Annotated in this window: 26 protein-coding genes; 16 read left to right on the forward strand and 10 right to left on the reverse strand. The window is 68.4% G+C overall.

Annotation, left to right across the window (positions count from 1 at the left end):
* Nucleotides 1-37: 37 nt before the first annotated feature.
* Both OPU67_RS06435 and OPU67_RS06440 read right to left on the reverse strand, forming a co-directional pair.
* Entirely contained in the window at nt 38-205 is a 168-nt protein-coding gene (locus tag OPU67_RS06435; protein ID WP_267618469.1) for a YezD family protein, read from the reverse strand.
* 138 nt (nt 206-343) lie between these two features.
* Nucleotides 344-784 carry an RrF2 family transcriptional regulator gene (locus OPU67_RS06440; protein ID WP_267618626.1) on the reverse strand — a complete coding sequence of 147 codons (441 nt, stop codon included), beginning with the start codon at nt 782-784 and terminating at the stop codon, nt 344-346.
* Nucleotides 785-926: 142 nt separating this feature from the next.
* Here OPU67_RS06440 and OPU67_RS06445 point away from each other — a divergent pair, with 142 nt between their 5' ends.
* Nucleotides 927-2,129: a phospholipase D-like domain-containing protein gene (locus OPU67_RS06445; RefSeq protein ID WP_267618471.1), complete on the forward strand. Its 1,203-nt coding sequence runs from the start codon at nt 927-929 to the stop codon at nt 2,127-2,129.
* Nucleotides 2,130-2,135: 6 nt separating this feature from the next.
* Here the strand turns inward: OPU67_RS06445 and OPU67_RS06450 are convergent, their stop codons facing one another.
* Nucleotides 2,136-2,444, reverse strand: a complete 309-nt coding sequence (locus tag OPU67_RS06450) for a hypothetical protein (RefSeq protein ID WP_267618472.1) — start codon at nt 2,442-2,444, stop codon at nt 2,136-2,138.
* Nucleotides 2,445-2,968: 524 nt separating this feature from the next.
* On the opposite strand from OPU67_RS06450, the gene OPU67_RS06455 reads away from it, so the two are divergent.
* Entirely contained in the window at nt 2,969-3,517 is a 549-nt protein-coding gene (locus OPU67_RS06455; protein WP_267618473.1) for a hypothetical protein, read from the forward strand.
* A gap of 11 nt (nt 3,518-3,528) precedes the next feature.
* Here OPU67_RS06455 and OPU67_RS06460 read toward each other — a convergent pair whose 3' ends face one another.
* Nucleotides 3,529-5,049 (reverse strand): replicative DNA helicase, encoded by a 1,521-nt coding sequence (locus tag OPU67_RS06460; RefSeq protein WP_267618474.1) that lies wholly within the window; start codon nt 5,047-5,049, stop codon nt 3,529-3,531.
* Nucleotides 5,050-5,186: 137 nt separating this feature from the next.
* Between OPU67_RS06460 and OPU67_RS06465 the strand changes: the two genes are divergently transcribed.
* From OPU67_RS06465 to OPU67_RS06475, 3 genes are read left to right on the forward strand one after another with little or no spacing between them, the layout of a single operon-like run.
* A complete protein-coding gene (locus OPU67_RS06465; protein ID WP_267618476.1) occupies nt 5,187-5,720 on the forward strand; it encodes a UPF0262 family protein in 534 nt (177 codons plus the stop codon).
* A gap of 5 nt (nt 5,721-5,725) precedes the next feature.
* Nucleotides 5,726-6,451 carry a glycoside hydrolase family 25 protein gene (locus tag OPU67_RS06470; protein WP_267618478.1) on the forward strand — a complete coding sequence of 242 codons (726 nt, stop codon included), beginning with the start codon at nt 5,726-5,728 and terminating at the stop codon, nt 6,449-6,451.
* Entirely contained in the window at nt 6,448-6,873 is a 426-nt protein-coding gene (locus OPU67_RS06475) for a cytidine deaminase (protein WP_267618479.1), read from the forward strand. Before OPU67_RS06470 ends, OPU67_RS06475 begins: the two co-directional genes overlap by 4 nt.
* Before the next feature lie 75 nt (nt 6,874-6,948).
* Here the strand turns inward: OPU67_RS06475 and OPU67_RS06480 are convergent, their stop codons facing one another.
* On the reverse strand, nt 6,949-8,088 hold the full coding sequence (locus OPU67_RS06480) for a M14 family metallopeptidase (protein WP_267618480.1): 1,140 nt from the start codon (nt 8,086-8,088) through the stop codon (nt 6,949-6,951).
* Nucleotides 8,085-8,720: a hypothetical protein gene (locus OPU67_RS06485; protein WP_267618482.1), complete on the reverse strand. Its 636-nt coding sequence runs from the start codon at nt 8,718-8,720 to the stop codon at nt 8,085-8,087. Before OPU67_RS06485 ends, OPU67_RS06480 begins: the two co-directional genes overlap by 4 nt.
* Nucleotides 8,721-8,840: 120 nt before the next feature.
* Here OPU67_RS06485 and galE point away from each other — a divergent pair, with 120 nt between their 5' ends.
* From galE to OPU67_RS06500, 3 genes are all read left to right on the forward strand, one after another.
* The gene (galE, locus tag OPU67_RS06490) at nt 8,841-9,848 is read left to right on the forward strand and encodes a UDP-glucose 4-epimerase GalE (RefSeq protein ID WP_267618483.1); all 1,008 of its coding nucleotides are present in this window, start codon (nt 8,841-8,843) and stop codon (nt 9,846-9,848) included.
* A gap of 105 nt (nt 9,849-9,953) precedes the next feature.
* Entirely contained in the window at nt 9,954-10,079 is a 126-nt protein-coding gene (gene ykgO / locus OPU67_RS06495) for a type B 50S ribosomal protein L36 (RefSeq protein ID WP_017666014.1), read from the forward strand.
* A gap of 102 nt (nt 10,080-10,181) precedes the next feature.
* Nucleotides 10,182-10,799 (forward strand): HAD family hydrolase, encoded by a 618-nt coding sequence (locus tag OPU67_RS06500; RefSeq protein ID WP_267618487.1) that lies wholly within the window; start codon nt 10,182-10,184, stop codon nt 10,797-10,799.
* A 134-nt stretch (nt 10,800-10,933) separates the two neighbouring features.
* On the opposite strand, the gene OPU67_RS06505 is transcribed toward OPU67_RS06500, so the two are convergent.
* Nucleotides 10,934-11,281 carry a CC_3452 family protein gene (locus OPU67_RS06505; protein WP_267618489.1) on the reverse strand — a complete coding sequence of 116 codons (348 nt, stop codon included), beginning with the start codon at nt 11,279-11,281 and terminating at the stop codon, nt 10,934-10,936.
* Between the two features lie 203 nt (nt 11,282-11,484).
* Here OPU67_RS06505 and OPU67_RS06510 point away from each other — a divergent pair, with 203 nt between their 5' ends.
* Both OPU67_RS06510 and recQ read left to right on the forward strand, forming a co-directional pair.
* Nucleotides 11,485-12,039 (forward strand): winged helix-turn-helix transcriptional regulator, encoded by a 555-nt coding sequence (locus tag OPU67_RS06510; RefSeq protein ID WP_267618491.1) that lies wholly within the window; start codon nt 11,485-11,487, stop codon nt 12,037-12,039.
* A 63-nt stretch (nt 12,040-12,102) separates the two neighbouring features.
* On the forward strand, nt 12,103-13,905 hold the full coding sequence (gene recQ / locus OPU67_RS06515) for a DNA helicase RecQ (RefSeq protein WP_267618494.1): 1,803 nt from the start codon (nt 12,103-12,105) through the stop codon (nt 13,903-13,905).
* A 4-nt stretch (nt 13,906-13,909) separates the two neighbouring features.
* On the opposite strand, the gene OPU67_RS06520 is transcribed toward recQ, so the two are convergent.
* The 3 genes from OPU67_RS06520 to OPU67_RS06530 form a co-directional block, all read right to left on the reverse strand.
* Nucleotides 13,910-14,752, reverse strand: coding sequence for a PDZ domain-containing protein (locus tag OPU67_RS06520; RefSeq protein WP_267618496.1), 843 nt, complete (start codon nt 14,750-14,752; stop codon nt 13,910-13,912).
* A 149-nt stretch (nt 14,753-14,901) separates the two neighbouring features.
* Entirely contained in the window at nt 14,902-15,768 is an 867-nt protein-coding gene (locus tag OPU67_RS06525) for a hypothetical protein (protein WP_267618498.1), read from the reverse strand.
* Nucleotides 15,769-15,809: 41 nt separating this feature from the next.
* Nucleotides 15,810-17,300: a YifB family Mg chelatase-like AAA ATPase gene (locus OPU67_RS06530; protein ID WP_267618500.1), complete on the reverse strand. Its 1,491-nt coding sequence runs from the start codon at nt 17,298-17,300 to the stop codon at nt 15,810-15,812.
* 272 nt (nt 17,301-17,572) lie between these two features.
* Between OPU67_RS06530 and OPU67_RS06535 the strand changes: the two genes are divergently transcribed.
* The 6 genes from OPU67_RS06535 (at nt 17,573) to yihA (ending at nt 22,093) form a co-directional block, all read left to right on the forward strand.
* On the forward strand, nt 17,573-18,619 hold the full coding sequence (locus OPU67_RS06535; RefSeq protein WP_324255346.1) for a hypothetical protein: 1,047 nt from the start codon (nt 17,573-17,575) through the stop codon (nt 18,617-18,619).
* A gap of 76 nt (nt 18,620-18,695) precedes the next feature.
* The gene (rpmH, locus tag OPU67_RS06540) at nt 18,696-18,830 is read left to right on the forward strand and encodes a 50S ribosomal protein L34 (protein WP_057884309.1); all 135 of its coding nucleotides are present in this window, start codon (nt 18,696-18,698) and stop codon (nt 18,828-18,830) included.
* Between the two features lie 127 nt (nt 18,831-18,957).
* On the forward strand, nt 18,958-19,347 hold the full coding sequence (gene rnpA / locus OPU67_RS06545) for a ribonuclease P protein component (protein WP_267618508.1): 390 nt from the start codon (nt 18,958-18,960) through the stop codon (nt 19,345-19,347).
* A complete protein-coding gene (gene yidD / locus OPU67_RS06550; protein WP_267618511.1) occupies nt 19,344-19,553 on the forward strand; it encodes a membrane protein insertion efficiency factor YidD in 210 nt (69 codons plus the stop codon). Before rnpA ends, yidD begins: the two co-directional genes overlap by 4 nt.
* Nucleotides 19,554-19,633: 80 nt before the next feature.
* Nucleotides 19,634-21,406 carry a membrane protein insertase YidC gene (yidC, locus tag OPU67_RS06555; RefSeq protein ID WP_267618513.1) on the forward strand — a complete coding sequence of 591 codons (1,773 nt, stop codon included), beginning with the start codon at nt 19,634-19,636 and terminating at the stop codon, nt 21,404-21,406.
* Between the two features lie 9 nt (nt 21,407-21,415).
* On the forward strand, nt 21,416-22,093 hold the full coding sequence (gene yihA, locus OPU67_RS06560) for a ribosome biogenesis GTP-binding protein YihA/YsxC (RefSeq protein ID WP_267618515.1): 678 nt from the start codon (nt 21,416-21,418) through the stop codon (nt 22,091-22,093).
* Nucleotides 22,094-22,155 lie beyond the last annotated feature (62 nt).

Raw genomic sequence — 22,155 nt, forward strand, 5'->3', positions numbered from 1 at the left:
CAGTCCCCTGTTGATGGGTGTGTCCTGAAACCTGTCCTCAGACGGACAGGCGCTTTCTTTCGGTGACGTCGATCTGCATCACCCGGCCATCATGGACGGTCAGCTGAATCGTGCCGTAGCGCAGGCGCGCAAGCGCCTCGTCGACGACGGCCAGCGCCTCAGGGATGGCCGCGCGGGTGGCAGAACCTGTCTCGTCTCGGTCCATGGATGGGCCTTTCGTTGCGCGGGATCGGCCCGCACCGCAGGAATTAAATTCAAGCGATGTGGTTGACAATAGGCCGGCGAGACAGAAATTCTGTTGCGGGCTGAAAGGTGGGCTTTGTGCGGCAGGGCGCCGCGGCGCTCAGCTTGTCTCTTCCGAGAAGGATGGCACCGGCGTGATCGGGTCCGACAGGCGGATGCCGTCGAGGATCTGCGCTGTCCTGTCCCGCACGTCGAGCAGCAGCGCCCGAGTGCGGCATTCGCCTTCCTCGAGACAGTTGTTGCACTTCTCGTGCGCATAGCGGCTGGCGCAGGGCACCAGCGCGAGGCTGCCGCGCATATGGCGGATGAGATCGCCGTAGGTGATGTCGATCGGCGGGATCGCGAGCCAGTAGCCCCCGTCGCGCCCGCGCTGGGACTCGACTAGCCCCGCCCGGGTCAGTTCGGAGAGGATCACCGTCAGGAACTTGGCCGGGATCTTCTGCGCCTCCGCGATCGCGCCGAGTTGCACTGGCCCTTCGCCATAATGATCGGCAAGATGCTGCATGGCGCGGATCGCATAGCGGGTCTTCTGCGAGAGCATGGTCATTGTCTATCGTGGGGGTAGGCAATGAGGTCAAGGCCTGCGCCGCAATGTTGCCGCAATCCTTGCGCGGCTTGCGCGGTGAACCGTTCGTCGCATGGCGCTGTCCCCTTGCCCCGGACGCGTCCTACACGCGGTGCCCATGGCCGCCGCTCCCGACCGCAATGCACCCAAGCCCGACGATGGAGCGCCGGACTATTGCGACCTCGATCCGTTCACCGTCTCAGCGGCCGGGCACGACTTCACCTTCTATCCGCATGGGCAAGACCGGCTGAAGGCGCTCGTCGAAGAGATCGACAGCGCGCGCGAGAGCCTCAGGGTCTTCTACTACCTGTTCGATTCCGACACCTCGGGCACCATGGTGCGCGACGCGCTGATCCGCGCGGTGCGGCGCGGGGTGTCGGTCGATCTCATCGTCGATGCCTTCGGCAACGATGCGGGCGCGGCCTTCTTCGAGCCGCTGGTCGAGGCGGGCGGGCATTTCGCGGTGTTCTCGCCCAAGTGGGGGACGCGCTATCTGGTGCGCAACCACCAGAAGTTCACCATCGTCGACAACGCGCGGGTGATGACCGGCGGGGCGAACATCTCGGACCATTACTTCGCGATCCCTGCCGAGAACGGCTGGTGCGACCTGTCGGTGCTGGTCGAAGGGCCGGTGGTCGAACAGTTCACCCGCTGGTTCGGCCTGCTGAAGAACTGGGTGGCGAGCGCGGCGGACGGCCGCACGCGCCAGCTGCGACGGCTGCGCGGCATCGTGCAGGACTGGCAGGGCGGCGATGGTCCGGTGCGCCTGCTGGTCGGCGGCCCGCTGGTGCGCAAGGGGCACTGGGCCTGGGTGTTCCGCAAAGATTTGGTCGCCGCGCGGCGGCTCGATGCGGTGTCGGCCTATTTCTCGCCGCCAAGGAGCTTCCGGCGTCTCATCGCACGCGTCGGGCGCCGGGGCGAGGCGCGCTTCATCATGGCCGGCAAGTCCGACATTTCCGCCGCGATCTCGATGGCGCGGATGCTCTACGGCCAGCTCCTGCGCGCGCGGGTGAAGATCTACGAATTCGCGATCTGCAAGCTCCACATGAAGCTGCTGGTGGTCGACGACAAAAGCTACTTCGGCAGCGCCAATCTCGACAAGCGGTCCTTCCGCATCAATGTCGAACTGATGGTGCGGGTCGAGGATGCGGGGCTTGCCGCCAAACTGCGCGAGATGATCGACCACCTCGAGGAATCGAGCGATCCGATCACGCCTGCCTGGTATGCGAAGAACAGCACTCCGCTCACCCGGCTGCGCTGGCGGATCGCCTACTGGATGAGCCTCGCCGATTACCGGATCAGCAAGGTCGGCACGCGCTAGTCTGGATCAGCGGCAGCCATGCAGCGCCCGGTCGATCTCGCGCTGGGCGGCGAGGAGATCGAAGGTTTCGTGCAGGATCGCCATCGTCCGGTCCTTCGACCCGTCATTGACGACGATCACTACAAGGTCGGGGTATCGCAGCGACTGGATCGACAGGTGATCGCAATCGACCGGCCCTTCGCCCAGCACATAGGGCGCAAGCTCGCGCACCGCGAAAAGGTTCGCCGCGTGGCGGGTCTCCTGCCGCCGCGCGGCACCGATGCGGCGGATCATCAGCACGGCGCACAGGCCCGCCAGCAGCGCACCGCCGGCCATCGCCGCCCACGCCCCACTGCTCGCGCAAGGGCTCGCCGCCGCTGGCGGAGACCTGGAGAGAAGCCGCGGTGCCCTCCGCAACCTGATAATCGTGGGGAAATTCGGTGCGAACAATGGTGAGGCCGGGGCGCGCGGTGCGCTGCATCCCGACGACCGCGACGCCGCGCTCGGCCGTGTTGAACGCGGCCCCGGCGCTGGTCAGCGAACACGTGCTGTCGCGGCCGCGCAGGTCCACAAAGGAGACGGAGGTCGATCCGACAACGGTGCGCAACGCCGGGCGAGCGGGCGGCGACTAGGCAGAATGGTTAAGATCTGCGTGGATCAATAGCTTGCGGGGCGAAGGGCAGGCCACCTATCCTTTCGCGCTGATACCAATGCGATAGCTTTCAGAAGACGTGCTTTGCAATTTTTAGCGCTGTCGATGCCAATTCTCCGCGAAGCCGTGAAGGCGTCAACCTACGCTTGACGTTTAGCCGTCAATGAGGCATTGACGATTCGTCAACATGGAATTGACGGAGAGTGTCATGAACTACATAAGGGAACAGGATATCCGCGACCAGACAGCGGCGGTGATGGTCGCATGGGCGCAAAGTTGCGATCCGCCCTTCACCGGCGAGACGATTGACGGGTACCGCGAAGCAATCAGCGCCGCCCACTGCATTGCCGACGAAGGACGTCTGATCCTCCACCGCTGGGTCGATGCCGCCCGTCGCACCGGCATGAGCTGGGCCGAGATCGGCGCGGTGCTGGGCATTTCAAAGCAGGCCGCGCAGCAGCGGTTCCGCCCCGCAGCCGACCTTGAGGAGTTCGGCGTGGACGAAGGCGAGATCGTCGTGCGCTCGGGCGCCACCGCGTTCAACGAGATGACCATCCTGCGCGAGGAGGGTCGCAAGGGCAACGAGCTGATCGGCGTCGGCCCGCTGGTGCTCAGATTTCGCCGCACCCCGCAAATCTGGGAGTACCGCCGCGACATCGGGCTCGCCTCGTTCGTCGATCTCGAGCGGCAGGGCTGGACGCTTGCGGCAAGCTGGCTGCCGTTCCGCTACTGGAAGCGGCCCGTCGCCGCAGACTGACCCGCCGCGCGCTATTCGTGGCCCCAGTCCGAATAGTCCTTGAAGTTGGGCGAGGTGAACTTGGTGATGTCGCTCTGGAAGTGGAGCGGCACGTTGCCGGTCGAGCCGTGGCGCTGCTTCGCGACGATCAGCGTCGCGCGGCCCACGAGCCCCTCGAACTTCTCCTCCCACTGGCGGTACTTCTCTTGCACGTCGGGCGTCGAGGAGGCGTCGGGCGTGTCGGGCTTGACCAGCAGGTGGTAATAGTCCCCGCGGAAGATGAACCACACCATGTCCGCGTCCTGCTCGATCGAGCCTGATTCTCTGAGGTCTGACAGCTGCGGGCGCTTGTCCTCGCGGCTTTCAACGGCGCGGCTGAGCTGCGAGAGCGCGATCACCGGGACCTGCAATTCCTTCGCCAGCGTCTTGAGGCCGCGGCTGATCTCGGAGATTTCGTTCACGCGATTGTCGTTCGCCCGGCCCGAGCCCTGCAGCAGCTGCAGGTAGTCGACGATGATGAGCCCGATATCGTGCCGCCGCTTCATCCGGCGCGCGCGGGTGCGCAGCGCGGCGATGGTCAGCGCGGGGGTGTCGTCGATGTAGAGCGGCAGTTCGGCGAGGCGCTGGCTGGCGTAGGAGAGCTTCTGGAAGTCCTCGCGGGTCAGCTTGCCGCTGCGCAGGGCTTCGGAGGAAATCTCGGCCTGTTCGGCGAGGATACGCGTCGCCAGCTGGTCAGAGCTCATTTCGAGGCTGAAGAAGGCGACCGGCGCGCCGTAGTTGAACTCGCCGCCCTCGCGCTGCCAGTTGAGGTGGGCCTCTGCGCAGTTGAAGGCGATGTTGGTGGCGAGCGAGGTCTTGCCCATGCCCGGGCGCCCGGCGAGGATCACGAGGTCGGAATTGTGGAGGCCGGATGTCTTCTGGTCGATCGTGGCAAGGCCCGTCGTCTTGCCCGACAGGCCCCCGCCCGAGTTCATCGCGGCCTCGGCCATCTTGATCGCGGTCATCGCCGCTTCGCGGAAGGTCGCGGCCTCGCGCCCCGTCGCCGCCCCTTCCGCAACCTTGAACAGGTCCGCTTCGGCCTGCGCGATGCGCTCCATCGGCGAGGTGTCTTCCGAGGTATCGAGCGCGCCTTCCACCAGGCCCCGCCCGACGCTGACCAGCTCGCGCAGGAGGGCAAGGTCGTAGACCTGCTGGGCCAGCTCGCGCGGCACCAGCAGGCCCGCACCGCTCGCGGTGAGCTGCGCGAGGTACGACGTGCCACCCAGTTCCTTCAGCGCCTCGTCGGCCTCGAAGAACGGGCGAAGCGTCACCGGCGAGGCGGTGGCATTGCGCTCGATCAGGGTGAGCACGCGGTCGTAGATTCGGCTGTGCAGGGGCTCGAAGAAGTGCTCGGGCCGGATCGGGACCTGCAATTCCTCGATCACCCGGTTGTCGATCAGCACCGCGCCGAGAAACGCAGCCTCCGCCTCGAGGTTGGCGGGCAGCTTGCGCGCGACGAGGTCGCTTTCGCCGGCTTGCGGCTTGATCGGGGTCACTTTTTCGGGTTCGGCCATGGCCCGCCTGATGCGCGCGTGGGACGCGCGCGGCAAGGGCTCGGGGCGGCGATATTTTTTTCGCGCGCTGTGGATAGTGGGGAGAGCGTGTCGAAGTGCTTGAAGTGCGTGCCCTCCATCTGCGAAGGCGTGACGTCATGGCCGAGCCGCCGTCCGATTCCCTGCCTCCCTCCCTCGCGCCCGGCGGTGCGGGCGCGCATCGCATCGCCCACATTACCCTGGACGAGGCGACGATCCTGTGGCGCAATGCCGATGTGGAGCAGGAGCGCCGGGTCGCGATCTACGACCTGATCGAGGAGAACACCTTCAAGCCGCTGCGTTCCGCCGAACGCGGGGCGCCGGGTCCCTATCACCTCCACCTGTCCGTCACCGACGGGCGACTGGCGATGGATATCAAGGACACGGGCGAGCAGCTGCTCGAGACTCTGCTGATCGGCATGGCCCGCTTCCGCCGCCCGATCCGCGAGTATTTCGCGATCTGCGACAGCTATTACCAGGCGATCCGCAAGGCGACCCCGGCCGAGATCGAGACCATCGACATGGCGCGCCGCGGCATCCACAACAACGCCGCCGAGCTGTTGCTGGAGCGGCTGGACGGCAAGGTCGCGACCGATTTCGCCACCGCGCGGCGGCTGTTCACGCTGATCTGCGTGCTGCACATCAAGGGCTGAGGGGCATGGCAAGAGGGGGCAAATCGCGCGCGCGCGGCGCGCCGCGGCGCTGGTTGTGGCGCCTTGCGGCTCTCGCGGCCCTGTTCGGCCTCGCCTTCGCCGCGTGGCTGTGGTGGGACATGCGCTCATGGCGTCCCGACCCCGGCCTCTACCCCGAACAGGGCGCCTTCCTGCCCGCGGGCGGCGGTGAGGTGCGCTTCGCGACGCTGAAGGCGGTCGGCGCGCAGTTCGTCTACCTGCCGCTTGCGCCGGGCGATCCCCGGGCCGAGGCACCCGGCGGCTTCGCCGATCGCTTCGTGCGCGCCCGCGCGGCAGGCCTGAGGGTCGGCGTGGTGCTGGAGTTCGACCCATGCCTCGGCGCCGACGCGCAGAGCGGCGTGTTCGCGCAGATGGTGCCGCGCGACGCCGATCTGCTGCCGCCGGCGCTGGGCCTTTCCTCGCTGGCCGAGAGCTGCGCGCCCAAGGTCAGCGATGCCGCGGTGGAGAGCGAGCTGATGACGCTCATCAACCAGATCGAGACCCATGCGGGCAAGCCCGTGATCCTCAAGCTGTCGCGCGGCTTCCAGGAACGGCACGGCACCGCCACGGCGCTCGCGCGAGACCTGTGGCTGTCGCGCGACCGGGCGCGGCCCGACTATGCAGGCCGCCCCTGGCTGCTATGGAGCGCCAACGGCGCGCTCGTCACCGAGGCAAGTGCAAGCCCGGTGGAGTGGGTGGTGGTCCAGAAATGAGCCTCTCGGACAAGCAGGAAGCCGATCTCATCGCCGCCGCCCAAGCTGCGGCCGAGCACGCCTATGCGCCCTATTCCGATTATCCCGTGGGCGCCGCCCTGCTGTTCGAGGACGGTGCGGTGATCACCGGCTGCAATGTCGAGAACGCCAGCTACGGCCTTGCCCTGTGCGCGGAGACGGTGGCGGTGGCCAAGGCCCTGGGCGAGGGCCGGCGCGGGGGGCTCGCGGCGGTGGCGGTGGTCGGCCTCAAGGCCGATGCCGAGCCGATCACGCCGTGCGGGCGTTGCCGCCAGGTGCTGAACGAGGTTGCGGCGCTCGGCGGCACGGACCCGCTGGTGCTCTGCGTGAGCAAGGACGACGTGCGGCGGGTCAGCCTGTCCGAGCTGCTCCCGCACGCTTTCGGACCGGGGCACCTCGGCTGATCCCGTTCGCCTCAAGCGCAGTCGAGAGGCCGAGCGCAGGTGTCTCGACTTCGCTCGACACGAACTGACCAAGACTTAGGCGTCGCGATCCTCCAGCCACTCGACCAGAGCGGCGAGGCATTCGCGCCCCAGCAGCTTGCAGCGTTCCGGCGACCAGCCCTGTTCGGGCTCCGGGAAATCGGCCAGATCCTTGTAGGGCATCTCCAGCGTCATCGACACCGCGCCGAAGCGTTCGGCGAGCTGGTTGGTGCTCATGCTGAGGTTGGCCTTGCCCGCAGGGGCCTTGGGATACCCGAGCTTCGTCTGGAAATCGGGCGTGCGGCGCTCGAGGATGCGCTGGTAGCGGTAGAAGCCCTCACCCTGTTCGTCCTTCCACGAAGGGATGCCCTCGAACCCGGCGAGGAACACCGCCGGGATCGCCTCGTCGGCATGGACGTCCATCGCGAAGTCGACGCCGGTCTGGTCCATGCGGCCCCGGATGGCGAGCACTTCGGGTGACCGATCTGCCGAGGGTTCGGCCCATTCACGGTTGAGGTTGGTGCCGACCGCGTTGGTGCGCAGGTGCCCACGGCGCGAACCATCGGGGTTGCAATTAGGCACGATATGCAGGCGGCACTTGGCCCGCAGCGCGCGTGCGACCGGATCGGCGGGATCGGTCAGGCAATCGAGTGCGCCTTCCATCCACCATTCCGCCTGCGTCTCGCCCGGGTGCTGGCGGGCGTAGAGCCACACCTTGACCGGCCCCTCGCCCATCTCGAGGCAGTCGATCGGCTGGCCGTCGAGCGTGGTGCCGAGCCGGACGTAGTCGACCCCTTCGCAGGAGGCGGCGTCGGCGATGAGATCGTGGTGGCGCTCCATCGAATAGGGCGCAAAATAGGCGCACCAGAAGACGCCGCCTGACGGCAGGAAGCGGATTGTCAGGGTGCCGCCGTCCTCGTCCTTGTCGTAGGTCGACCGGGCGCGCTCCCAGTAGTCGCGGTCTTCCGAGACGCAGGCGTCATAGCCGGGCCAGCCGCCCGGATAGGCGCTGGCGCCAAGGCCGGTGAGCTTCAGCACCACCTCCTCGCCGGCGGGCGAGGAGACGCGGAAGTGGAACCACTGGAAGAACTCGGAACCGTGGTCGCGGCGGATCGCGAGGCGGGCGGTCCGCCCCTCGATCCCCAGCACGTCGATATTGCCGCTGTCGAAGCCGGCATCGATGAAAAGAGCGGTCATTGGGTTCCTTGCAGCTTCCGGACGTCGATCGTCACGGTCTCGCCATTGCCACCGGGGAAGTCCCGGAACAAGGCCGCGGCGAGCGTGCGGGCGCTGGCGTCGACCTGCGCATAGGGCGACTTCACCCCGGTCGCGATCTGCGCCCGGCCTTCCCACAGGGTGGTCCCGCCGCTGCGGGCGATGCGCAACTCGAGCGTGGTCGTCGCCTGAGGGCTCTCGCGGCCGCCGCCGAGATTGAGCCCGACGCCGACCCCGGCGCCCGATCCGAAACCGCCCGTTCCGCCGCCGACACCGACGCTGACCGGCCCGCGCCGGTCGACGGGGGCGGCGACGATCGGCGCGCGAGAGGTGCGGATCGCGGCGGTCTGCGCGCCAGGCGCACCTTCGGGAACGACGGTGTAGCCGAGCCGCGTCAGCTCGCTCGTCACCGCTGCCGCAAAGGCGCGCCGCGCGGCCTCGTTGGCGATCGGTTCGGGGAAGGTGATGGCGATCGTGCCGCTGCCGAGACCCTCCCGCTCGGCCGGGGGTGCGACAAAGCGGGTCACCTCGACCGGGCCGGTGTAGGGGGTGGTCGCGCAGGCCGAGAGGATGAGCGCGGCGGCGGCGGGGGCGATCAGGGGAAGGCGAGGCATGGGGCGTGTCCTTTCGTCGGGGGGCGGCAGTATAGGCCGCTACCCGCGCCTGCGACACCTACCGTTTGTCTGCTTCAGGTTGAGATTTTGTCGACCGGTTTCGTGCTAAAGGCCCGCGCCATGACAACACAAAGCAAACCTTCCGTCCTCGTCACCGGCGGTGCCGGCTATATCGGCAGCCACGCTGTCCTCGCTCTCAAGGACGCCGGTTGGCCCGTGGCGGTGATCGACAATCTCACCACCGGCTTCCGCTTCGCGATCCCCGAAGGCGTGCCGCTCTACGAGGGCGATATCGAGGACGCGGACCTTCTCGCCCGGATTTTCGCCGAGCAGGGGACGGGCGCGATCATGCATTTCGCGGGCTCGATCGTGGTGCCGGAGAGCGTCGAGAACCCGCTCAAGTATTATCACAACAACACGGCCAAGAGCCGCGCGCTGATCGCTGCGGCGGTCAAGGCGGGCGTTGCGCACTTCATCTTCTCATCGACCGCGGCGACCTACGGCATCCCCGATGTCGCCGCTGTCTCGGAGGACACCTCGCAGCGCCCGATCAACCCCTATGGCTGGTCGAAGCTGATGACCGAGCAGATGCTCGCCGACGTCGCCGCGGCGCATCCGATGAACTACGGCGTGCTGCGCTACTTCAACGTAGCGGGCGCCGATCCGCAGGCGAGGAGCGGGCAATCGACCGCCGGGGCGACCCACCTCATCAAGGTCGCGATCGAGGCGGCGCTCGGCAAGCGCGAATCGGTGAGCGTGTTCGGCACCGATTACGCAACGCCCGACGGCACCGGGGTGCGTGACTACATTCACGTCAGCGATCTTGCCGCCGCCCACGTCCTGACGCTGGAGGCGCTGATTGCCGAGCCGGACCGATCGCTGACGATGAATTGCGGCTATGGGCGCGGCTTCTCGGTCAACGAGGTGCTCGATGCGGTCGACCGGGTGACGAACCGCAAGCTCGATCGCCGCATCGAGGGGCGGCGCGCGGGCGATCCCGATTCGCTGATTTCCGATCCCTCGCGATTGAAGGCGACGCTCGGCTGGGAGCCGAAAAACGCCGATCTCGACACGATCATCGCCCATGCGCTCGCCTGGGAGCGCCGATTGACCGACTTGCGCGGGTGACTCGGGCAGACTCGCATTGACGCCGCAGGGGCTTGCCGCTATCGGCCGCCCTCGAATTTCCGCGCGTCGGACCCATCCGGCGCGCTTTGCATTTGGAAAAGAGCCATGAAGATCGTCAACAGCCTGAAGTCGCTGAAGGGCCGTCACCGCGACAACCGCGTGATCCGTCGTCGCGGCCGCACCTACGTGATCAACAAGACCGACCGTCGCTTCAAGGCCCGCCAGGGCTGAACCGGCGCGGCTGCCCGGAAGGGCGGCTGAGGGATTGGCGGCCCGCCTCCTTGCCGGAGCGCGGGCCGCAGGCTTTTGGGGCGGTGTACCCGGGGGATCGCGATGGGCAAGGCGCCAAACCAGCGAGCGGTAGTGTTCGACATCGGGCGGGTGCTGTTCCAGTGGCAGCTGCGCGTGCTGTTTGCGAAGCTGATCGACGATCCGCAGGAGCTCGACTGGTTCCTCGAGCATGTCGTGACCGAGGACTGGCACTACGAACACGATCGCGGGCGCCCGCTGGCCGAGATGGTGCCCGAGCGGATCGCCCTCTACCCGCGCTACGAAAGCCACATCCGCGCCTATGTGCAGCGCTTCACAGAGTCGATCCCCGGCCCGGTCGAGGGCTCGCACGCGCTGGTGGAAAGGCTCGCCGAACGCGGCGTGCCGCTTTACGGCCTCACCAATTTCGGTGACGAGTTCTGGCAAATGTTCCGCCCGACCGCGCCGATCTTCGATCTGTTCGATGACATCGTCGTCTCCGGGGTGGAGAAGCTCGCCAAGCCCGACCCGCGCATCTACGCCATCTTGGAAGCACGCGCCGGGCGTAGTGGGGCCGAGCTGTTTTTCACCGACGATAGCCCCGCCAATGTCGCCGCTGCCCGGGCACGGGGATGGGATGCGCACGTGTTCACCGATGCCCGGTCGCTGGAAGCGCAGCTGACGGCGGCGGGGCTGCTCTGAGGCTGGGCCGCACGGCACGGGCGAAAAAAATCCCCCGGCGCGCTTCGGGAACGGCGCGCGCCGGGGGTTCTGGAAGCTCCATCCGGTGGAGAGAGGGGGACAGTTCCGGACGGAGGATGCGGATCAGGCCGCTATCAGGCGTTGCACTTCGCCAGTTCTTCGGCCTCCAGCACTTCGCCGTTGACCTTGAACTCGGCGACTTCGCCGAACTTGCGGTTGAGGCCGCGGCACACGCGCAGCGGGCGCGCCGAGGCCTTGTTGGCGACGCAGGTCGCGTCCTTGCAGGTCCAGGCGACGCTGTCGCTGACCAGGCGGGTTTCGCTCGCCGGAGCGACGAGCTTGGCGCTGTAGTAAGGCGCGCCCGCGGCTTCCACCGGCGAGGCGCCGGTGGCGACGGTGAAGGTCAGGCCGGTGTAGATCAGCGCGGAGGCGAGAACCGCGAACTTGCCGGTGCGGGGGAGGGCGGAGAAGCTGTCGATCATTGTGGGTCCTTTGCCTTTTCTGAGGGGCATTTGCCCCGTGGTCTCTGTGACCGTGTTTTGCAATGCAACATTTCGATTCGAAACCAGTTGCTATTCACCACTTACATACCTAAGTTGCGAGTTGCAACTGAAAACTGAAAAATTTTGTGAGGCGCTCGAAAAGCGGTTACACACAACCCCGGAAGGGGAAGGGACGAGACGATATGGGCGAGCTTAGAGAACCGCTGCGGGAACTGATCGAATGCGGCTTGCCGCAAGCGCTCGAAGTGATGGGCGAGCGCTGGTCGTTCATGATCCTGCGTGCGAGCTTCAACGGGCTCAAGCACTTCGAGGAATTCCTCACCGAACTCGGGATCGCCCGCAATATCCTCTCCAACCGCCTCGCAAAGCTGGTCGAACACGGTATCTTGAAGCGCGAGCCGTGCGCCGACGATCGCCGCAAGATCGAATACCGCCTGACCGAGAAGGGCTTCGATCTGCTGCCCGCGATGGTCGCGCTGCGCCAGTGGGGGCAGAAATACGGCGGCGAGCGGGTGGTGGAAGACCCCGTGCTGGTCGACGAGCGCGATCGGCTGCCGATCGGCCCGGTCTCGATCCTTGCCCATGACGGGCGCATCCTCGGCCCGCAGGATCTCTGGCTGGTTCGCCCCGCCAACCTCGGCAAGCGCGCCGATGGCAGCATCGCCACGCCGGCGAGTGCGCTGACGACCGGCGACGTGGTCGACCTTGCCGCCAAGAAGGCCTCGATCGCCCGATAATTCGGGGGTAGCCGCGCCGTATCGGGTGCCGTTGGGCGCCCGGCTGCGCTATGGGCCGCGACCATGAGCGCGGTCGCCCACCCTGACATCCTCGGCATCCTGCGCCGAACCTTCGGCTACACCGCCTTTCGCGGCCAGCAGGAGGCGGTCATCGACCGCGTCATGGCGGGCGAGCATACGCTGGCGCTGATGCCGACCGGCGCGGGCAAGAGCCTGTGCTACCAGATCCCGGCGCTCGCCCGGCCCGGCACGGCGGTGGTGATCTCGCCCCTGATCGCGCTGATGCACGACCAGATTCGCTCGGCAGAAGCGGCGGGCATCCGCGCCGCCTCGATGACCTCCGCCGACACGGGCAATGCCGCGACTGCCGACGCCTTCCGCCGGGGCGAGCTCGATCTTCTCTACGTCGCCCCGGAACGCGCCTCGACCGCGGGGTTTCAGGCGCTGCTCGACGAGGCGCGAATCGCGCTCTTCGCCATCGACGAGGCCCATTGCGTCTCGGAGTGGGGCCACGATTTCCGCCCCGATTACCGGATGCTGCGGCCGGTGCTCGACCGCTTCCCCGAGGTGCCCCGCCTGGCCCTGACCGCCACCGCCGACCGGACGACGCGGGCCGATATCCTCAAGCAGCTCGGCATCCCCGACCGGGGCCTGATCGTCGCTGGCTTCGACCGTCCCAACATCCGCTACGCCATCACGCCGCGCGATTCGGGCGCCCGCCAGATCGTCGACCTGCTGCGCCGGCTCGAGGGGGCGGGGATCGTCTATGCGCCGAGCCGCAAGGCGACCGAGGATCTCGCGGCCCAGATTGCCCGCTCCGGGCGCGAGGCGGCGTTCTACCACGCGGGACTCGAGCCGGAGCGCCGCGCCGCGGTGCAGCGCGCCTTCGTCGCCTCCGAGGACATGGTGATGGTCGCGACCATCGCCTTCGGCATGGGCATCGACAAGCCCGACGTGCGCTTCGTGATCCACGCCGCGATCCCCAAATCGATCGAGGCCTATTACCAAGAGACGGGCCGCGCCGGGCGCGACGGAGACCCGGCCGAGGCGCACCTGTTGTGGGGCGCGAGCGACTTCCTTCTCGCCCGGCAGCGCCTGTCAGAAGTCGAGCCTGCGCGCCTGCCGGCCGAACAGGCGCGCCTCAGCGCGCTCGCCGCGCTGGTCGAGGCGCCGACCTGCCGCCGCGCGATCCTGCTGCGACACTTCGGCGAAGACCCGCCCGAGGCTTGCGGCAATTGCGACAATTGCCTCGTCCCGCCGCAGGTCGTCGATGCGACCGAGCTGGCGCGCAAGCTCCTTTCGGCGGTCTATCGCACCGGGCAGAGCTTCGGCATCGGCCATATCGAGAAGGTGCTGACCGGCCAGAGCGACGAGCGGATCGCCGCGCGGGGCCATGACGCGCTGTCGGTGTTCGGGATCGTCGGGCCGGGCGAGGCTGGGCTGCTGCGCCCGCTCGCCCGCACGCTCACCGCGCGCGGGATGCTGGCGACGACCGAGCATGGCGGGCTGATGCTGGGCCCCGCCGCGCGCGCCGTGCTCAAGGGCGAGGCCGGCGTGCAGATCACCGAACCGCCGCCCCGCCAGCGTCGCAGCCGCCGCGGGGGGGCGCAGAGCGAGGCCCTCCCCAACCCGATCGGCAACCCGCTGTTCGAGGCGCTGCGCGCCAAGCGCAAGGAACTGGCGAGCGCCAACGGCCTGCCCGCCTATGTCATCTTCCACGATTCGGTGCTGCGCGACATGGCGCACCGCTGCCCGGAAACGCTCGGCGAACTGGCGAGCATCCCCGGGGTCGGTGCGAAGAAGCTCGAAACCTGGGGCCCGGACTTCATCGCCGTGGTGCGCGAGCACCTCGCGGCGTCAGGCTGACGGTTTACTCGTCGCCGCCATCGTCGCCACCATCGTCATCGCCGCCGTCGTCATCGCCGCCGTCGTCATCGCCGGCGTCGTCGGCGTCATCGGCCTCGTCTGCGTCACTTTCCTCGGCCGCTTCGGCGGTCTCCTCCTCTTCGGAGCTTTCCTCGACGGAAGTCTCTTCCGATGAGGTCTCCTCAATGGACGATTCCTCGGTCACTTCCGAGGTCATCGTGGATTCGAAGCTCGAAGATTCGACGGTCTCGGTGATGACGGTCTCCGAATAGGAATACTCCTCGACGATCACCGAACTGTATTGGGTATAGTATTCGGTGTAGCTGAAGCCGCCGTAGTCGTAGTAGCCCCACGAGCCGATCGTGGCGAGGTCGATCACCGCATCGAACAGCGCCAGGGTGATCTGCGCGGCGGTGTTCCACGGGTTCCCGCCGCGATTGCCGGTGAACTGGAAGGCGGTGTCGCCCTTCTTGAGGTAGTAGAGCACGTGGGTGTCGACATCGATCGGCTTGGCGACCGGCCGGCCCCGGATGTCGGTGATGACGTCGCCGGGCAGGATGTTGTTCTTGGCCGCGATGCCCGTGGGGTCGGTCGAGAGCACCAGCACGCCCCGCACGTTCGGCTTGATCCCGAATTGCGACCGGACCGCCGGGGTCAGCTCCATCAGCGTGGCATCGACCGCGCGCGACACGTAGGGCTTGGGCAGGCTCGCGGCAGCGCCTTGCGCCGCGGCTTGCGGGACCCCGAAAGTACCCTCGAGGATGGCTGGCCCAAATGCGCCCAATGCGATGGCCGACGCGGACACTACAAGCGCGCGCGGCAGGCGGCGCCCCGATACAATCTTCATATTGTTGCCCCCATGATTTTGTCAGCCCGGCTGACGCGCTGCGCGGGGGGTGAGCCGAGCGACTCGCATCCTCTGGGCCCGCCCAATAGCCACAAGCCGCCGCGCCATGGCAAGGCCATGGGGCATCGTCCTTCACGTCCGTGAGAACATCAGCGCGATCTTTGGCGCACCGAATAGGTGATCTGGATCCGCACCCACGAGCCGAACTGCTCCTGCCCGCCGATCCGCGCCGGTCGCACCCGGAACTGCCACGCGGCGGCGAGCACGGCGCGGCCGATCTGCGAGCCTTGCGGGCTTTCGCTCAAAAGCACGCAGTCCTCGACATAGTAGCCGCTCACCGTCTTGCAGGCGATCAGCGCCACCCCGGGGCCGCTGGCGGTGGAGAGGTAGCCGGCGAGCTCCTGGTCGGTCGGTTCGCGATACCAGCGCGCGGCGTAGAGCGGCTCGCCGTTGGGCGCGGTGCCGACGCGCTCGCTGTCACCGGCGGTGCGCGGGTTGCCGGTGTCGACCGGGCCGTAGCTCTGGCTCGGATTGACCCGTGCGCCGATCCTGGGGCGCGCCGGGGCTGTGGTGGGCTGCGGTTCGGGCGCGGGCTGCGGCTGCGGCGGAGCGGGGGGCGGGGGCGACGGTGCGGGCTGCGGGTTCAAGGACAGCGGCGAGGGGCGCATCGGCTGCGGCGGGCTGACCGGGGTGGTCTGCTGCGGCGTCTCGGCGCTGGCGGTTTCCTGTGGCTGCTCGGGCGCGGCCTCAGGCGGGGGCGGGGCGGCGAATTCGACCGACTTGAAGGTGGTGACCTTCTCCTTGCCGTCCTCCACGCCGGCGATCTTGGCGCCGATCGTCAGCAGCAACAGCAGGAGCAGCGCCTCGAGCCCGATCGCGATCCCGAGCGCCGTGAGCTTGCGCCGCCGCGAGGCGTCGCGCACCGCCGCCACGAGCGCGGCCAGCCCGCGCGGCGCTTCGCTCGCCTGTGCCGAAGAAAGGTCGGTAATCGCCACTGCGCCCTTGATCGCAGCCACGCGGGAACGGGGGGAGGGGGTGCGCGGCCTTGCGCTGGCCCTTAGCCCGTCATCAGCCGATAGGATAGCGCCTCGGCGATATGCGCGCGCCCGACGGTCTCGGCCCCGGCCAGATCCGCGATCGTGCGCGCCACCCGCAGCATCCGGGTGTAGCCGCGAGCCGAGAGCCGCAGCTTTTCGGCCGCCTGGAGGAGCAGCTTGCGTCCCGCTTCGTCGGGCGCGGCGAAGGTGTCGAGCTTTCCGCCCTCCAGTTCGGCGTTCGAGCGCACCCCGCGCGCGACCTGCCGGGCGCGGGCGGCGGCGACGCGGCGGGCGACCTCGGCGCTACCCTCCGCCGGGGGCGGCAGGGTCATGTCGAGCGCGCTCACCGCGCCGACATGGACGTGGAGATCGATACGGTCGAGCAGCGGCCCGGAAAGGCGCGCCTGATAGTCGCCGATGCAGCGCGGATACTTGTTGCAGTTCCTTGCGGGATCGCCCGCATAGCCGCAGCGGCACGGGTTCATCGCCGCCACCAGCTGCACCCGCGCCGGGAAGGTCACGTGGGCATTGGCGCGGGCGACGTCGACCGACCCCGTCTCCAAAGGCTGGCGCAGCGAATCGAGCACCGGGCGCTGGAACTCGGGCAGCTCGTCGAGGAACAGCACGCCCAGATGGGCGAGGCTGACCTCTCCGGGTCGCACCTTCAGCCCGCCCCCGGTCAGCGCCGCCATGCTCGCCGAATGGTGCGGGGCGCGGAAGGGGCGGGAGCGGCTGATCCGGCCGGCCTCGAGCGTGCCGGCCACCGATTGCACCATCGACACCTCGAGCGCCTCGGCCGGGGTCATGGGGGGGAGGATGCCGGGCAGGCAGCTGGCGAGCAGGCTCTTGCCCGATCCGGGCGGGCCGACCATCATCAGGTTGTGCCCGCCGGCGGCCGCGATCTCCAGCGCGCGCTTGGCGGTCTCCTGCCCGCGCACTTGCCTCAGGTCATTGCCCTCCACCGTCTCGGCAACCTCGCCGCGCGGGGGTTCGGGCAGAACCAGACTGCCCTTCAAGTGGCCGAGCAGGCCGACCAGATCGCGCGGGGCGAGCACCGGCACCCCGCTCGCCCAGCGCGCTTCGGGCCCCTGCGCGGCGGGGCAGATCAGCCCGCTGCCGACCTCGCTCGCATGAAGCGCGGCGATGAGCACGCCGGGGCTCGGCACCACCCGGCCATCCAGCGCGAGTTCGCCGACCGCGATCCAGTCGCCAAGCTGCTCGGCATCGGTCACGCCCATCGCGGCGAGCAGGGCGAGGGCGATCGGCAGGTCGTAGTGCGACCCGTCCTTGGGCAGGTCCGCAGGGCTGAGGTTCACCGTGATCCGCTTGGGCGGCAGCGCGAGGCCCATCGCCGCGAGCGCCGCCTGCACCCGCTCGCGGCTCTCGCTCACCGCCTTGTCGGGCAGGCCCACGAGGTTGAAGCGCGGCAGGCCCGGCCCGACCTGACACTGCACCTCCACGCTGCGCGCCTCGAGCCCGAGGTAGGCAACCGTCTTCACCAGCGCGACCATGCTGCACCCCCGATTGTCCGCCCTGGGCGCGATTGTGCAGGCTTGTGAGGGGCTTGTCGAGCGTTCCCGGTGGCGCGGCCAAGTTGACGAAAGTCATGCGCTTTCCGGTTTCGCGCGCGCAGGCTGTTGGAATGCCCCCGGGCGTTTCCAACTGTTGGACACCCTGGCTGTCTCACCGCGAACTTGCGGCCGCCCTCCGCAACACCACGCAGGCAAATCGTAAGGATAAATCTTGGCGAATTGGCAGGGTGCCGCAGGCGACACAGGCTGCGATGAAACGCGCATTCGCCCTCTGCCTTGCCGCCCTCGCGCTGCTGCTGCCGCACGCGGCAGCGACCGCGCAGAGCCATGCGCCGGGCGGCCGGGTGGTCTCGGTGACCCGCTGGGTCGAGGAATGGGACCCGGCCAGCCGCCAGTGGGTGAGGGTCGCCGACGCGCCCGCTGGCCTCGCGCTTGCCGGGTTCGAGAGCGCCGCGGCGCGTCCCGCCGCGACCCACCGCAACGGCAGCGCCGTCGTCGCCGAGACCGTCTTCGAGGAGCCGATACGCTTCATCGCCGCCCCGCGCGGCGCGATGGCGGGCGCCCGCGCCCCGATCGCCCGCTTCGGGCCTTTCGCGGTGCTCGATTCCGGGCGCGCTGCCGTGGTCGACGCCACCGACGCCTCGAGCCCGCAGGCCTTCGCCGCGATGATGGCCGCCTATCCGAACCTTGCCGTTCTCGAGTTCCTCGATGCGCCGGGAACGAGCCACGATCTCGCCAACCTGAAGCTGGGCCGCGCGATCCGCAGGGCCGGGCTCGCCACCCACGTGCCCGCCGGCGGCTCGGCGCGATCGGGCGCGGTCGAGCTGTTCCTCGCCGGCACCCGCCGCACGGTCGAGCCCGGCGCGATGTTTGCCGTCCATTCGTGGCGCGACGGGCTCGGCCGCGAACCAGCCGACTTCGCCCCCGACGCGCCCGAGAACCGGCTCTACCTCGATTACTACGCGGAAATGGGCATGAGCCCTCAGCAGGCGCGCGCCTTCTACGCCATGACCAACTCGGTCCCCCATGCCGGCGCGAAGTGGCTGGACGGCGCGGAGATGGCGCGCTGGATCGCCCCTGCCGAGCGGGAAAACCGCGCGCCGGCGGACCGACTGCTCGAGCCTCGCCTCGAACAGGCCCTCCGCGTCGCGCTCGCCCGGTCGGGCGAGGCGCTGGCCGGCGCCTTCCGCCCGTCCGTCCGCCTGCCGGCCGCGCTGCCCGCACCCGAACCCGCCCCGCGCCTTGCCTATGCGCTCGGCACCACGGGTCTGCTTGACTCGGGGGCGGCTTTCCCATAACGGCCCCGGTCTGTTTTGCGGCTCGCTTGTCGGTGGGCCCCGGCTCCCCATGCCGGTCTGCTTTTTCGAGGATGACATGAAGCGTACCTTCCAGCCCAGCAATCTCGTGCGTGCCCGTCGCCACGGTTTCTTCGCGCGCAAGGCCACCCCGGGCGGCCGCAAGGTGCTCCGCGCCCGCCGCGCCCGCGGCCGCAAGAAGCTCTGCGCGTAACCTGTTTTTCGCACCCGCATCCGCGGGTCCGATCCTCGCTCGTGCGACCTGAAGGTCGCGTCGCTGCGGGCGCGCGTTCGCGCTTGCGGGCTCCCTTCGGGAGCCCGTTTTGCGTATGGGAACCCCAATGATCTCGGTTCTTACCAAGCGCGCCGATTTCCTCGCGGCCAATTCCGGCACCCGCAACGCGCGGGCCGGCTTCGTGCTGCTGACCCGGCCGAACGGGGGGCAGGGCATCCGCTACGGCATCACCGTCACCAAGAAGATCGGCAGCGCCGTCACCCGCAACCGCATGAAACGGCGCTTTCGGGAACTGCTGCGCGCCGCGCTCCCCGTGCAGGGCCTTGCCGACCACGATCACGTCCTGATCGGCCGCGCGGGCGGGATCGAGCGCGACTTCCACCTGATGGCGGACGAACTCGCCAAGGCGCTCGAGCGCGCCCGCGAAGGCCGCGGCGATCCGGCGGGCGGGCGCCGCCCGCGCAAGGGCAACCGGGGCGGGAGCGGGCGGAGATGAAGCAGCTCCTCATCCTCGTCGCGCGCGCCTGGCAGATCGGCCCCTCGCGCATCCTGCCGCCTTCGTGCCGCTACTATCCCTCGTGCAGCCAATACGCGATCGAGGCGATCGGGAAGCACGGCGCACTCAAGGGTGGATGGATGGCCTTCAAGCGGCTAATGCGCTGCCACCCGTGGGGCGGGCATGGTCACGATCCCGTGCCCTAGGCGATCGCGCCGGGGACTGGAAACGAGACTGTTCTATCCCCATAACACACCAACTTGCCGCAATTCTCGAGAGTGTCACCTTGGACAACCGCAATCTTCTCCTTGCCGTCGTGCTTTCGGGCCTGCTGATCCTCGGGTGGGACGTGGGGTTGCGCTATTTCTACCCCGAGGCCGCGATGTCCGGGCAGGCGACCCCGCCCAGCGCCGCGCAGACGGCGGCGGCGACCCAGTCGCGGGGCGGCAGCGGGACCGCCACGCTCGGCCCCGATGCGGCAGCGGCTGCGGCGGCCCCGCGCAAGGTTGACCTGACGGCCGCGCTCTCCGGCGGCAACCGGGTCGCGATCGACACGCCCCGCCTTGCCGGCTCGATCAACCTCGTCGGCGCGCGGATCGACGATATCGAACTGAAGGACTACCGCGAGACGGTGAAGAAGGATTCGGGACCGGTCCGCCTCTTCGCGCCCGAGGGCACGCCGAACCAGTATTTCGCGGAGTTCGGCTTCGTCAGCGGCGGGGTGCGCCAGCCCTCGACCACGCTGTGGCAGGCCGACGGCGCCAAGCTCACGCCCGCGAGCCCGGTGACGCTCACCCACACCGACGCGGCCGGAACCACCTATCGCATTCGTTTCGCGGTCGATGCCAACTACATGATCACCGCGACGCAAAGCGTGAGCAACACCGGCGGCAATGCGGCGATCGTCCAGCCCTTCGCGCTCATCAAGCGCACCGACAGGACGGCGACCATCGACCAGTTCGCCTCGCATTCCGGCCCGGTCGGGGTGTTCGGCGGCACGCTGTGGGACCCGCATTCCTACGCCGAACTCGCCGAGCTCGGTGCCGACAAGGGCGAGGGCAAGCCCGACTGGCTCGGCTTTGTCGACCAGTACTGGCTCGCCGCGCTGGTCCCGGGCGACGGCAAGGGCAATGTGAACGTCGACGATGCGGGCTTCCGCTCGCTCGGGGGCGGGCTGTTCCGCACCGACCTGCTCTATAGCGCCACCACCGTTCCCGCCGGCGGCAGCCTGTCGCAGGAGACCCGGCTCTACGCCGGCGCCAAGGAGAGCGAGGTGCTCGACGCCTACGAGGCGAGCGGCATCACCCGCTTCGGCCTCGCGATCAGCTGGGGCTGGTTCTGGTTCTTCGAGAAGCCGATCCTGTGGCTGCTGCGCACCCTGAACGGGCTCGCCGGCAATTTCGGCGTGGCGATCATCCTGCTGACGGTCGTGATCCGCGGCCTGATGTTCCCGATCGCGCAGAAGGGCTTTGCCTCGATGGCGGCGATGAAGGCCGTGCAGCCGAAGATGAAGGAGATCCAGGAGCGCTTCAAGGACGACAAGCAGCGCCAGCAGCAGGAGATCATGAAGCTCTACAAGGACGAGAACGTGAACCCCTTGTCCGGCTGCCTGCCGATGCTGATCCAGATCCCGGTGTTCTTCGCGCTCTACAAGGTGCTGCTGCTGTCGATCGATATGCGCCACGAACCGTTCATCCTGTGGATCCGCGACCTTTCCGCGCCCGATCCGGCGCATATCCTCAACCTGTTCGGCCTGTTGCCCTACACCGTCCCGGCCGGGTTCCTGGCGATCGGGCCGCTCGCGGTCCTGCTGGGGATCACCATGTGGCTGACCTTCCGCCTCAACCCCACCGCGATGGACCCGGTGCAGAAGCAGGTCTTCGCGATCATGCCGTGGATGCTGATGTTCGTGATGGCGCCCTTCGCCGCGGGCCTGCTGCTTTACTGGATCACCTCGAACATCCTCACCGTGGCGCAGCAGAGCTACCTCTATTCGCGCCACCCGCAGCTGAAGGCGGCGAACGCGGCGGCGGCTGCGGCGGAAGCGAAGAAGACCTGAGGGCGCGCTTTGGACGAAGCCGAACAGCAGGCCCGCGAGGAAGCGGCATCGCGGCTCTTTTCCGGGCCGGTCGATTTCCTGCGCTCGGCGCCGGCGCTCCAGTTCCTGCCCGACCCGCAAGTGCCCGAGATCGCCTTCTGCGGGCGCTCCAACGTCGGCAAGTCATCGCTCCTCAACGCGCTCACCGGCAGGAAGGCGATCGCGCGGGCCTCGGTGACGCCGGGGCGGACGCAGGAGCTCAATTTCTTCGACGTCGGCAGGCCCGAGGAAGAGGGTGCGCTGCCGCTGTTCCGGCTCGTTGACATGCCCGGCTATGGCTTTGCCAAGGCACCGGTGAAGGTCGTCGAGAAGTGGAAGGCGCTGGTCAATTCCTACCTGCGCGGGCGGCAGGTGCTGGCCCGCACGCTGGTGCTGGTCGACAGCCGGCACGGCCTCAAGGAGGTCGACCGCGAGATGATGACGATGCTCGACAAGGCCGCCGTCGGCTACCGGATCGTCCTCACCAAGACCGACAAGATCAAGGCGAGCGAGCTTGCCGCCGTCGCCGAGAAGACGGCGGCCGAGGCCAAGAAGCACGTTGCCGCTCATCCCGCAATCCACCTCACCAGCTCCGAGAAGGGCATGGGCATCGCCGCCCTCCGCGCCGCAGTCCTCGCCGATGCCCTCGGCGAAGGCTGGGCAGGCTAGGACGAGCCCGCCGCGCGACGACCTCCTCAGGTCGTCGCGGCAAGGGTACAAAACGGTTGTCG

The sequence above is a fragment of the Erythrobacter sp. WG genome (genome assembly GCF_026586795.1).
Classification (GTDB): domain Bacteria; phylum Pseudomonadota; class Alphaproteobacteria; order Sphingomonadales; family Sphingomonadaceae; genus Erythrobacter.

Excerpts from the sequence above, each read along its gene's own strand:
- OPU67_RS06500 (WP_267618487.1), top strand. The coding sequence starts at position 10,182 with ATGGGCAAGGCGCCAAACCAGCGAGCGGTAGTGTTCGACATCGGGCGG.
- galE (WP_267618483.1), top strand. The coding sequence starts at position 8,841 with ATGACAACACAAAGCAAACCTTCCGTCCTCGTCACCGGCGGTGCCGGC.
- OPU67_RS06475 (WP_267618479.1), top strand. The coding sequence starts at position 6,448 with ATGAGCCTCTCGGACAAGCAGGAAGCCGATCTCATCGCCGCCGCCCAA.
- OPU67_RS06440 (WP_267618626.1), bottom strand. The coding sequence starts at position 784 with ATGCTCTCGCAGAAGACCCGCTATGCGATCCGCGCCATGCAGCATCTT.
- OPU67_RS06505 (WP_267618489.1), bottom strand. The coding sequence starts at position 11,281 with ATGATCGACAGCTTCTCCGCCCTCCCCCGCACCGGCAAGTTCGCGGTT.
- OPU67_RS06445 (WP_267618471.1), top strand. The coding sequence starts at position 927 with ATGGCCGCCGCTCCCGACCGCAATGCACCCAAGCCCGACGATGGAGCG.
- OPU67_RS06520 (WP_267618496.1), bottom strand. The coding sequence starts at position 14,752 with ATGAAGATTGTATCGGGGCGCCGCCTGCCGCGCGCGCTTGTAGTGTCC.
- OPU67_RS06485 (WP_267618482.1), bottom strand. The coding sequence starts at position 8,720 with ATGCCTCGCCTTCCCCTGATCGCCCCCGCCGCCGCCGCGCTCATCCTC.
- OPU67_RS06435 (WP_267618469.1), bottom strand. The coding sequence starts at position 205 with ATGGACCGAGACGAGACAGGTTCTGCCACCCGCGCGGCCATCCCTGAG.
- OPU67_RS06535 (WP_324255346.1), top strand. The coding sequence starts at position 17,573 with ATGAAACGCGCATTCGCCCTCTGCCTTGCCGCCCTCGCGCTGCTGCTG.
- rpmH (WP_057884309.1), top strand. The coding sequence starts at position 18,696 with ATGAAGCGTACCTTCCAGCCCAGCAATCTCGTGCGTGCCCGTCGCCAC.
- rnpA (WP_267618508.1), top strand. The coding sequence starts at position 18,958 with ATGATCTCGGTTCTTACCAAGCGCGCCGATTTCCTCGCGGCCAATTCC.
- OPU67_RS06530 (WP_267618500.1), bottom strand. The coding sequence starts at position 17,300 with ATGGTCGCGCTGGTGAAGACGGTTGCCTACCTCGGGCTCGAGGCGCGC.
- OPU67_RS06480 (WP_267618480.1), bottom strand. The coding sequence starts at position 8,088 with ATGACCGCTCTTTTCATCGATGCCGGCTTCGACAGCGGCAATATCGAC.
- OPU67_RS06450 (WP_267618472.1), bottom strand. The coding sequence starts at position 2,444 with ATGGCCGGCGGTGCGCTGCTGGCGGGCCTGTGCGCCGTGCTGATGATC.
- yidD (WP_267618511.1), top strand. The coding sequence starts at position 19,344 with ATGAAGCAGCTCCTCATCCTCGTCGCGCGCGCCTGGCAGATCGGCCCC.
- OPU67_RS06470 (WP_267618478.1), top strand. The coding sequence starts at position 5,726 with ATGGCAAGAGGGGGCAAATCGCGCGCGCGCGGCGCGCCGCGGCGCTGG.
- OPU67_RS06510 (WP_267618491.1), top strand. The coding sequence starts at position 11,485 with ATGGGCGAGCTTAGAGAACCGCTGCGGGAACTGATCGAATGCGGCTTG.
- OPU67_RS06455 (WP_267618473.1), top strand. The coding sequence starts at position 2,969 with ATGAACTACATAAGGGAACAGGATATCCGCGACCAGACAGCGGCGGTG.
- OPU67_RS06460 (WP_267618474.1), bottom strand. The coding sequence starts at position 5,049 with ATGGCCGAACCCGAAAAAGTGACCCCGATCAAGCCGCAAGCCGGCGAA.
- recQ (WP_267618494.1), top strand. The coding sequence starts at position 12,103 with ATGAGCGCGGTCGCCCACCCTGACATCCTCGGCATCCTGCGCCGAACC.
- OPU67_RS06465 (WP_267618476.1), top strand. The coding sequence starts at position 5,187 with ATGGCCGAGCCGCCGTCCGATTCCCTGCCTCCCTCCCTCGCGCCCGGC.
- ykgO (WP_017666014.1), top strand. The coding sequence starts at position 9,954 with ATGAAGATCGTCAACAGCCTGAAGTCGCTGAAGGGCCGTCACCGCGAC.